Source organism: Flectobacillus sp. (genome assembly GCF_049240685.1).
Taxonomy (GTDB): Bacteria; Bacteroidota; Bacteroidia; order Cytophagales; family Spirosomataceae; genus Flectobacillus.
The window spans coordinates 1-8,931 of sequence record NZ_JBMLSD010000152.1; the positions used below are offsets into that span (position 1 = coordinate 1).

Consider the following 8,931-nt stretch of genomic DNA (forward strand, 5'->3'; position numbering starts at 1 on the left):
GCATTTTTCCCATAGCCCACCGCCGAAAGCCGATACCTGAAAGCTTAAAGCACAAGCATAAACTTTATTTTGCGTACTAACTTACCTTACTTGTATCCTTCCGATTGTGAGTTTGTACATCCGAGGGAGATACTGTTAGCCAATCTCTGTTACCTATTACTTTAGACTAGCATACCAATATACTTTCTCGGAATCTGACCTTCGACATTTAGCGTTGCTTGGCTTTTCTCGTCAAAGTCAACCTGTTGTATGTATTCTACGAGTAGCGCATATAATTGTCCGTCGGCACCTAAATCCCCATGTAATTTGACGGAACATTTATCTGGATGTATCGAAAGTTCATTCAAAGATGCTAGTACAAAAAACAAGATATCATTTGTGGTACGAGTTTGAAACCTGTTACAAAGCAATAACTTATGATGATGCACTACCACCAAATTGATGGAATCCTCCTTTACATATACATGCATGATGGGATTTTCAGAATTTTCTATTTTTGCCAAATTCAATAAGATTTGACAAACTGGCATATAACTAACCTCAACAAGAGGATAGGTTTCTGAGAACCAATCCATTACTTGCTTTTCTATACTAAATACATGTACTAATGACAAATCTTCGTCTATTTGGGAAAGCACTTGCTCATGATTTCCGAGCAGATGACCTTTAGCCAACTGAAGATACTTTTGTAAAAACTCCTTCCTGAAATATGGCAGGGGAATCTGAATAAATGATTGACTATCGCAGTGCACATGAATCGAATGCCATTTTATTGACTTCAAAAACTCATGCGAATTATAAATCAAACTAATATTATCCACCACACTCGAATCTACCTCAAACAACGAAATAGCGTACTCCTCTACCCAAATAATTTGATTTGAAAAAGAATCCTTTACCCAAAAACAAAAATTCTTTGTTGAAATTTCAAAGAATAGTTGATAAGTCGGGATTTTTTCAACGTCAAAACTCGGTAAAAAAAACTTTCCTTTTGGTTGTATATTTGAAATGATAGCCTCCAATTGTCGTATGGGGTTGAAGAGAGTAAAATCCATCATAAAGTACTAAATTGTATTTTCACATCCAGAACCACAATCAATCTCCCTGTAAAGATTAAATTAAGTACTAAGGCAAAACAAATTTTCAGTTATCGGCGCTTGGCATGGGATTGGGGCAAATGTAATGCTGAGTTTATCAAAGAACATTTTAAAACTCTTTGCCTACTGCCTACACACATCGTTTACTTAACAAAACACAAACAGGGACGCAAAAATACAATTCTCCTTCAAAATATGTGAAGAATTCTATGAATTGCAAACGATTATTCGTAATTTTTACTGATATTCAAGCTATTAAGCTTAACAGATATAGATTGATTGGTTTTTGACCGATTTTAAGTTGTTTTATTCAAATTTGGTACAAAAACCCTTTATTTGAAAAAGCTCTTCTAGTGAGTTGCAGGTCGAGAAAACTCGATGAGCCTGAGCCGCTGGTAGTTGTTTGATTTCATCAAAACTCATCCATTTAATTTCTTGGATGATTTGGTCTTTCATTTCAGGATCAAAGCCTTTTTGGGCTTTTCCTTCAGTGATTTCAACTCTAAAAAAAAGCTCAATTGCATGAAGTGGCGGTTCGAGAAATTCGTTCACGAACATCATTTCACCGATTGAAATTTCTGTTTGAGTTTCCTCCAAAAATTCCCTTTGCAATGCTTCATTTACTGATTCACCGTATTGAAGCCCACCTCCAGGAGGACACCAAAAATCAGCCCCTTGTACTACACCAGCATGATTTATCATCAGAATTTTTTGGTCTTCGACACAAATTCCGCAAACCCTAAGTCGCAGTTTTTGAGCATATAGATTTAAAACTTGTTCGTGTGCTATTTCTGAACTAGTATTCATCTTATTAGTGTGATTAGTGTAAAATGGGCTTGAAGACCCATAACAATTAGGCTGGCAAAATTACAGCAAAAATTACTAGGATTTCACAAATAATCAGAATCATATTTCCGAATTGACAAATTTATAGCAGTCATGTGTGATACATTCGTAGTGCCTCCGAAACTCAGTAAAGAAAACTGTTGGATTTTTGGGAAAAACTCAGACCGTGAACCTAATGAGGCTCAAGCAATTGTAGATTTCCCTGCCCAAGAGTATCCATCTGGCAGTTTACTCCAATGTACCTATAGGAGTATTCCACAAGCCTCGTTTACGAATAGAGTTATTTTGTCAAAACCATTTTGGATGTGGGGTGCCGAAATGGGTGTCAACGAAAAAGGAGTGGCAATAGGAAATGAAGCCGTTTTTACCAAAATTCCTATCAACAAACAAAATCTTGGTTTAACAGGAATGGATTTACTACGAATTGCCCTAGAAAGAAGCAATTCGGCCGAAAATGCACTTGATTGTATGCTCGAGCACTTATACAATTATGGTCAAGATGCTTGTGGAGGGTATCAAAATAAAAATTTCTTTTATCACAATTCTTTTCTTATCGTTGATTCAGAAAAAGCATTTGTGTTAGAAACGGCTGGTAAATTTTGGGCTATCGAATACCTCAAAGGCGCACGAAGTATTTCGAATGGCTTATCGATTGGCAACAATTACAACGAATTGGCCCCAGATGCTATAGAGTATGCCAAAAAGAAAAAATGGATAAAACCTCATGAGGACTTCCATTGGGCCAAAGCATTCTCCTCCTCTTTTATGAATTGGGTAAGTAGCTGTAAGGTTCGTCAAATGCAAAGTACAGCACTGGCTCAGCAACCTTACTTTGATTTACACAGTGGTATCGACCTTCTGAGCTCGCACTATGATGGAGACAATTTTCAGGCTCACAAGGCTACCACCAAAGATATTTGTATGCATGCTACGGGCGTACTTTGCCCTAATCAAACAGTTGGCTCTATGTTGGCATTCCTCAAACCTCGTACCGATAGCTCGGTTTGGGTTACCAATACCTCTAATCCTTGCTTGTCGGTTTTTAAACCTTTATACTTTTACGATAAATCAGAACTACCGCTTCAACCAACGCAATCGGCTGATAATTCGATATGGTGGCAAGCCGAAAAACTACATAGGCTGCTCCTATCTGGAAAAATTGAAGAACCTTATTTCCAACATATCCTTCAAGATATTGCCAAAACTAGAGATACAATTCATCATCAAGGGATTGGGCATGATGTGTTGGTAAAACAAGGACTTATGTCGCCCGTTTCGGCTACCCGATTTGCCTTTCAATCGTATCAAAATCACTTGAAAGACTGGCTAAAGTGGGCAGTCGAATCTCCCCAAAAACGGTTGGTATACCCTCCATTGTATAATTTCTTCTGGAAGAAACAGGGTAAGAATGCTGGGCTATAGATTACTCGAAGAGATTTTTGTTTTAATCATTTAAGAAGAGAAATGAAAGCCATACAAAGAAAACTAATATATGAATCATTAAGATAGATTTGTCATTGCTGGGATGAGTCATCAAATTGATAATCGAAACTAAAATCGCACCTAAACTAATGAGTCCAATCAAGAAAAAGAATAACATATCAAAACTTGGCGTACAAACTCCAGACGTAAAACTCTTACTATTATGAGCTAGAACTACGAATACGAGTAGACCAATGTACCTACTCAAATACAAGACAACTTTCTTATTTTTTATCATATTGTTTATTTTTTTAAGTATAAACAAATAATTTACAATCACTTACATTCAAATTCAAATAGTAAGCCTAATTACTGGACAAAAAGAGAAAAGATATTTAGCCTTTTTCAATGAATATTTAAAAACAGTTTAAAACTGTTAAAAAAATGAGTCCAAGACTAAGTCTTGAACTAGTAACTTAGATAAAAAGCTTTTGGCAAAACTTTATCTGGATTTGTTTTTTAAAAATTGTAAAACATAAGTTTGAATCTCATTTCTTTGGCGTTCGTTGGCGTGATTATCCATGTCGTTGTGGGGAGTATTGGGAAGCTTGACTACCTGAATTGACCATTTTTTTTGCTCGAATTCATCTGGCAAAACGCCCTTATCTGCTGGTTGGTCGCTAGACCTCAGTGTGTAAATTTTAGGCGATTTAGTTCTGGGCAAAGGCATTCGTCGATTATCGAGCGTAATAATTTTATGGATAAGTTTGGGATACCTCTCAGGAAAAAGGGCTGTTATATCTCCCCCATTGGAATGACCAATCAAAGAAAGTTTTTTAAAATCTAATCTTGGAAATTGGAGTTTTAACTGTTCTATTACAAAATGAATATTGTCAACACCTCTTTCCCAGAACGGTCGGCGCACAATCTGAGGAATGCCCGTAGAAGGTATAAGACTGTCGGTAGCAAGTTCATGTTGAACACTCACCACAAAAAAACCTTTTTCTGCTAAGAACTTCGTAAGATAAGTATAGTTAAGATAAGCTATTCCATCATTTTGACCATAACCATGACTGAAAATTACAACTGGTAACTTGCTTGATTGATGAAGGCTATTAGATTTGTAGATGGCCACAGGGATTTTACGATTTCTTGAAAAATCATACCATGTCAATGTATCACAAGTTGTAATATTTGATTGAGAAAAAAGTGGGGTAGAAATTAAACTGAAAAATGCCCAAAGGAATGTTTTATACATATATTTGATTAGAAAGGGTTTTCAAATTCAAATATATACACAATACTACTCATCTGGACATTTTTTTGTTGTATTATTCAATAGCGCCGAAATTTCTCATTAATTTCTCCTGCTCGGGTTTATCGCAGCGCGCCATTTGATTAACGAAATGATTGAGATTAGTATCATTCACGGACGAATCCGAAACAAAAATATATAATTCTGAAATTTCTTTTTTAGTGAATCTACTCAAAAATGAGTCCTTATTGGCTTTTTGAGGCTTATTGAGTTTAATACGAATGAACTTCTGTCTAAATACTGAAATAATCTCTGAAGACTTTATTTCATTCCAAGGGATTCTGCTGTTGATAGCCCAACGTTGGTCGTAGATACCTTCCTCAGAAATCGACACCTCAGTACTTTTGGATAACAATTTAATCAGCGCTTGTACCACCCCAACTCCGAAAAAGATAATACCAAGGACAAACACACTTAATTCGACAGTATCGACTTGCTTATACAAAACCTATCTTATTTTCCTTTGTAAAAGCGCCGTAGGTGCGACAGAATTCAAGATAGTTATCTTCCTGTCGCTCCTACGGAGCTTATGAAAAAATCTCAATAAATAGGTATCTCCTAATTAATGGATAAAGCAAGAAAGTGAGATTGAGGTATTTAGAATTTTCAATGAATATTTAAAAACAGTTTAAAACTGTTAAAAAAATGAGTCCAAGACTAAGTCTTGAACTAGTATCTTCAATTTTGTCCAGTAATCAGGTCAACAGTATATTGGTTATTTGAAGACATTCATAATCAAAATATTATAGTCAAATTTCCACTCAGATATACTGTTCATTTAATCTTTCCTTTTACTTATCTTCAATAAATTTTCAATGAAATTCATGCAGCATTAGATTTAGGTTTTTACTTAAAAGCGACAGGCACAAGGCCAAGAGTGCTAAATTGTTTTTTAGTAACATGAGATAGGTTTTTGCCTAATGCCTACGGTTTACAACCTAAAGCCGAGTACTTAAATTTAAGTTTGAGTAACTACTTAGTATCCAATTAGCCTATAATGAGATCTGTTAATTAGGCAAATTGTAGGCCTAACTACAAATATTTACCGCAGCTCCTTCCGGGCTATTTTAGGCAAGGACAAAGGACAATTCAACACTCCGCACTCAAAACTCTTCACTCTAAATAACAGGTTGTGGTAGTCGACTTATCGCTTTAAAATCCAAGAATTCTGTTGCAGACGAGATATAATCTGGTCTGGATGGTTCTTCTTTCACAAGGTCTGTGCTCAAATACTTTTTATTGCTATCACAAAGCAACGTTACCACCACCGAATCCTGCCCCAATTGTTCATGAAGTTTGATTGCACCAATCACGTTAGCACCAGCCGAAATCCCAACTGCTAAGCCCAACTGTGTCGAAAGTTTTTGTGCCATAATAATGGCATCTCCATCATTAGCCTGAATCACCTCGTCTAATTCTTTTAATTTCACCAAATCAGGAATAAATTCATCTGATATCCCTTGAATTCGGTGCGAACCAACCTTATAACCTGTGGTTAAGGTAGGACTTTCGGCAGGTTCAAGAGGATGTAGTTTGATATGAGGGTTCATAGATTTTAGAAAAGCTCCCGTGCCCATGATTGTACCTCCTGTACCCACACCAGCCACAAATGCATCGGGAGCTAATCCGATGCTATCTAATTGATGCCAAATTTCGGGGCCAGTGGTTTTTTCATGCGCCATCGCATTCCAAGTATTTTCAAACTGTCGTGGTAAAAAGTAAGTATCCGAATTAGCACGCATATCCTCCGTCAATTTGATACTTCCCAAGAAGCCTCCCTCCTCCTTACTAATCAGCATAATATCAGCGCCAAGTGACTTGATGATATCTATACGCTCCTTGCTCAGCCAATTAGGCATAACAATCGTTACAGGGTGTCCAAGGGCTCTTCCGATAGCCGAAAATGCGATGCCAGTATTCCCACTGGTAGCTTCGATAATGGTGTCTGTTGGACGAATCAAGTTTTGAAGATAAGCCTGTTGTAAAATAAACAAAGCCATGCGGTCTTTGATACTGCCTGTGAGATTGTAATGCTCACACTTCACAAAAACTCTCCCCTCCTTTCCTTTATACAAATACTTCAGCTCAAGCATAGGTGTATTTCCTACCAATTGCCATAAGCTTTTGAACTTGGTTTGTACTCGATTGTTTGATTCAACAGAATAATTCATGATAGTCCTTATTTATTGTAAAATTCTTTGACAAATGTCCTAGAATTTCAAAATTTATGATAGCCCTACGATTATTTTCCGTAAATTATTCGGTTATTTACATATTTTCTGAATATTTTTCAGAAATAGATATGTATAAATCAAAAATGCCAAATTCATGAATTCCTTAGACCAGACAGACCTAGAGATTTTGAAACTCCTTCAAGAAAATGCAGAGCTTTCTATCAAAGAAATAGCCCATAAAATATATAAATCGAATGCTTCGGTACACGAAAGAATTCGAAGACTCAAAGAAAATGGCTATATCAAAAAAACCGTTGCCATATTAGATAGACGACTCATCAATTGTAATTTGATTGCATTTTGTCATGTTCTATTAAATAATCATGCCTCCAAAACGTTAGACTCATTTGAAAATGAGGTAATTAAATTTCCAGAAGTCATGGAATGCTATCAAATGACGGGAACTTTCGATTTTATTTTAAGGGTAGTAACGCCAGATATCGACGCCTATCATGATTTTTATCGCAATAAACTCGCGAATCTTGCAGACATTGCAACGGTTCAAACGTTTTTTGTTCTTTCGGAGGCAAAAAGCGAAACTGCCTATCCTATTTAAAAGACTCTAGAACGTAAAACAAAATAAGTAAAAAGACGTTATTGGTTAACAGTCTGTCAGATTTTATAATACAATCATATTCAAAAGGTTATCCTGAATTTTCACCTTAGATTTATTATTTAATTAACCTTTAGCGCCACGTAATCACACAGCATTTTATCCTATTTCAATTAAAGCCTCCTATTATGAAAATCTCATATTTTCTCACCATTATTTTCCTTGCGAATCATTGCAATGACACAAATTCATCCATCACAGAACGCAGCAATATCCCCCAAAATGCGAGACAAAGCCCTAAGCAGATTCACGCAACAGGTAATACGGTAGCGACTAGGTTTAATCCACCTGTGGGCTTCAAACGCAAAAGCTTATCTCCTACGTCTTTTGGATTTTATTTGAGAAACCTCCCTTTAAAACCCATCGGTGAAAGAGTAAAATACTATAATGGTGCATTCAAGAAAGCCAATGTATATGAGGCAGTAGTAGACATGGAGATATCGAACCAAAACCTACAGCAATGCGCCGATGCCATTATGCGTTTGAGAGGGGAATACTTATTTGCCAATAAAGCCTATGCAGAAATATCCTTCACACTCACCAATGGATTCAAAATGGATTACGCTGAATGGATAAATGGAAACAGACTTGTCATAAACGGCAACCGAACCTATTGGGTAAAAAAAGCACTTCCTTCCAATAATTACCAAGAATTTCGCAAATATATGGAGGTAGTATTTGCCTATGCAGGTACAATTTCCCTATCCAAATCGCTCAAGACCAAGCCTTTGAAAGACCTACAAATTGGGGATGTATTTATAAAATCAGGCTCACCTGGCCATGCTGTCATTGTAGTTGACCTAGCCGAAAATGAAAAAAATGAAAAGATGTTTTTGCTTGCACAAAGCTATATGCCCGCTCAAGAAACCCAAATATTGAGAAACTTCAATGATGATTACACAAGCCCTTGGTACTCAGACAAATTTATAGGAAAGTTGTTCACTCCAGAATGGACATTTTTGCCATCCGAGCTAAAAACATGGTAATTTTTTTAAATCAAGTTGAGTCAATTTTATCGAAATTTTTAAACTTACAGAATACGACAAAAATTTTATGAGAACTGTCATAAACAAAAAAATACTCGAGATTTATCACAATTATGAAGGCGATATAGACGGACTTTTGAGAACAGGAAGGATATCCGATTTGGAAGCTTTGGGTTCTGAAGTCGACAATATTTGGGCCGATATTACAGGTTTTATCCAAAACATAGAGCTAATCCAAAAAGGGCTAGTGTCACAAGAATATGCAAACAAATCCATAGAAGAAATTAAATCAAACTGCGACCAAGCAGCATTTGACGAGTTGACGAAAAATATTTCCCAGCTGTTTCCAGTTTAACAACTTGAAACAGCTTTGGGCTTTGCAAAAACCTATCTATCCTTACTAAAAATCATTTAATAC

The 8,931-nt window shown here is 36.3% G+C and carries 10 protein-coding genes; 4 read left to right on the forward strand and 6 right to left on the reverse strand.

Translation table 11 applies throughout. The features are described 5' to 3' along the window. Positions 1-161: 161 nt before the first annotated feature. Both ACOVQ4_RS06970 and ACOVQ4_RS06975 read right to left on the reverse strand, forming a co-directional pair. Positions 162-1,058: a DUF3822 family protein gene (locus ACOVQ4_RS06970; protein ID WP_421819931.1), complete on the reverse strand. Its 897-nt coding sequence runs from the start codon at positions 1,056-1,058 to the stop codon at positions 162-164. A gap of 345 nt (positions 1,059-1,403) precedes the next feature. Beyond that, positions 1,404-1,904: an NUDIX domain-containing protein gene (locus ACOVQ4_RS06975; RefSeq protein WP_421819932.1), complete on the reverse strand. Its 501-nt coding sequence runs from the start codon at positions 1,902-1,904 to the stop codon at positions 1,404-1,406. 132 nt (positions 1,905-2,036) lie between these two features. Here ACOVQ4_RS06975 and ACOVQ4_RS06980 point away from each other — a divergent pair, with 132 nt between their 5' ends. Next, positions 2,037-3,365: a peptidase U34 gene (locus ACOVQ4_RS06980; RefSeq protein WP_421819933.1), complete on the forward strand. Its 1,329-nt coding sequence runs from the start codon at positions 2,037-2,039 to the stop codon at positions 3,363-3,365. Between the two features lie 22 nt (positions 3,366-3,387). Here the strand turns inward: ACOVQ4_RS06980 and ACOVQ4_RS06985 are convergent, their stop codons facing one another. The 4 genes from ACOVQ4_RS06985 to ACOVQ4_RS07000 all read right to left on the reverse strand — a co-directional run bounded on the left by ACOVQ4_RS06985 (position 3,388) and on the right by ACOVQ4_RS07000 (position 6,851). After that, positions 3,388-3,663 (reverse strand): hypothetical protein, encoded by a 276-nt coding sequence (locus tag ACOVQ4_RS06985; protein ID WP_421819934.1) that lies wholly within the window; start codon positions 3,661-3,663, stop codon positions 3,388-3,390. 204 nt (positions 3,664-3,867) lie between these two features. Further along, a complete protein-coding gene (locus tag ACOVQ4_RS06990) occupies positions 3,868-4,623 on the reverse strand; it encodes an alpha/beta hydrolase family protein (RefSeq protein ID WP_421819935.1) in 756 nt (251 codons plus the stop codon). 73 nt (positions 4,624-4,696) lie between these two features. Next, positions 4,697-5,125: an STM3941 family protein gene (locus tag ACOVQ4_RS06995; RefSeq protein WP_421819936.1), complete on the reverse strand. Its 429-nt coding sequence runs from the start codon at positions 5,123-5,125 to the stop codon at positions 4,697-4,699. A gap of 673 nt (positions 5,126-5,798) precedes the next feature. Continuing rightward, a complete protein-coding gene (locus ACOVQ4_RS07000; protein ID WP_421819937.1) occupies positions 5,799-6,851 on the reverse strand; it encodes a PLP-dependent cysteine synthase family protein in 1,053 nt (350 codons plus the stop codon). A gap of 157 nt (positions 6,852-7,008) precedes the next feature. Between ACOVQ4_RS07000 and ACOVQ4_RS07005 the strand changes: the two genes are divergently transcribed. The 3 genes from ACOVQ4_RS07005 (at position 7,009) to ACOVQ4_RS07015 (ending at position 8,868) form a co-directional block, all read left to right on the forward strand. Beyond that, positions 7,009-7,470 carry an Lrp/AsnC family transcriptional regulator gene (locus ACOVQ4_RS07005; RefSeq protein ID WP_421819938.1) on the forward strand — a complete coding sequence of 154 codons (462 nt, stop codon included), beginning with the start codon at positions 7,009-7,011 and terminating at the stop codon, positions 7,468-7,470. A gap of 185 nt (positions 7,471-7,655) precedes the next feature. Beyond that, positions 7,656-8,513 carry a DUF4846 domain-containing protein gene (locus ACOVQ4_RS07010; protein ID WP_421819939.1) on the forward strand — a complete coding sequence of 286 codons (858 nt, stop codon included), beginning with the start codon at positions 7,656-7,658 and terminating at the stop codon, positions 8,511-8,513. A 67-nt stretch (positions 8,514-8,580) separates the two neighbouring features. Then, complete coding sequence (locus ACOVQ4_RS07015) at positions 8,581-8,868, forward strand: hypothetical protein (RefSeq protein ID WP_421819940.1); 288 nt, start codon at positions 8,581-8,583, stop codon at positions 8,866-8,868. Positions 8,869-8,931: the final 63 nt, after the last annotated feature.